At 28.0% G+C, this 1072-nt stretch carries 2 protein-coding genes; one reads left to right on the forward strand and one right to left on the reverse strand.

Annotated elements, in window-relative coordinates; all coding sequences use genetic code 11:
* A partial coding sequence (locus RB298_RS06795; protein WP_486046504.1) for a hypothetical protein occupies positions 1 to 201 on the forward strand: 201 nt, incomplete at its 5' end.
* A gap of 91 nt (positions 202 to 292) precedes the next feature.
* Here RB298_RS06795 and RB298_RS06800 read toward each other — a convergent pair.
* The gene (locus tag RB298_RS06800) at positions 293 to 922 is read right to left on the reverse strand and encodes an HAD-IA family hydrolase (RefSeq protein ID WP_486046505.1); all 630 of its coding nucleotides are present in this window, start codon (positions 920 to 922) and stop codon (positions 293 to 295) included.
* Positions 923 to 1072 lie beyond the last annotated feature (150 nt).

Genomic DNA, 1072 nt, shown 5'->3' on the forward strand with positions numbered 1-1072 from the left:
GTTGTTACAGCAAATATTTTTGGTGAGGTAATTAAGATTACTGTACCTATTTTAACTTTAGTTACAATCCTCGGATTTATTTATTCTTTTTTTATCAAAGGTAAACAGAAAATCCCTTTTGTAGCATTACATTTTGTTTCCTTATGTGCTATTTCGTTTGGTATATATCTTACTATTAGTTTTCAAGGATTTGCACCTTAAGAAATATTCACATAAAAAAAGAACCCTTTACTCATATAAGCAAAGGGTTTTCAAATTTACCGGAATAGATTAAGAAATATAAAAACCATTATTATAATCTTGATAAAACATCTATGATCTCCTTAGGTTGTGTTATAACCTTATCTGCACGTCCTGTGTTTAAAAGTTCTACTGAGTCGAATCCCCAAGATACTGCTATACAAAAAAGGCCATTTTTCTTAGCTGCTTTGATGTCTCTTAGTTCGTCACCTACATAAACCACATTTTCTTTCTTTAAATCATACTTTTTCAAAAATGAAGAAATATCTTTTGATTTAGAGAGAGGACTAAAAGAAAAATAACTATAATCAAATATGTTAATAGAATTATTTATTAAAAATTCATTCAGTACAACTTGATTATTACTTGTTGTAAATCCTATTTTATAACCCCCCTGTTTTAAAAGTCTGAGAGTGTCTTTCATTCCAGGCACAGGTTCCAAATTAGGAATATATTGTTGAAATCTTCTTTTTATAGCGATCCCAACTAAGGGCATTTTATATAAAGGTAGATTAAGTATCTTGCATCTATTACGTATCGATAATGCACTCAAATAAGGAACATCTTCTTCCGAAATTTTTTTGTATCCCTGCTTCTCAGCAATTTCGTTATACATATCAATTGCTAAAAATTTTGTATTTGTAATGGTCCCGTTGAAGTTAAAAAGAATTACTTTTTTCATACACTTCTCCTTATATCTTATTTTCAAAGAATATTGTTTATTTTAATGTTAAACAATCAATTTCTGGATTAAAATAGCATAATCCCGTTTATATTTTCAGTTAAGTTAAACTTTACAATTATACCATATAATTGAAATAAAAAAGAGAGG

Source organism: Priestia sp. BR_2 (assembly GCF_041954005.1).
Lineage (GTDB): Bacteria > Bacillota > Bacilli > Paenibacillales > Paenibacillaceae > Paenibacillus_AQ > Paenibacillus_AQ lautus_A.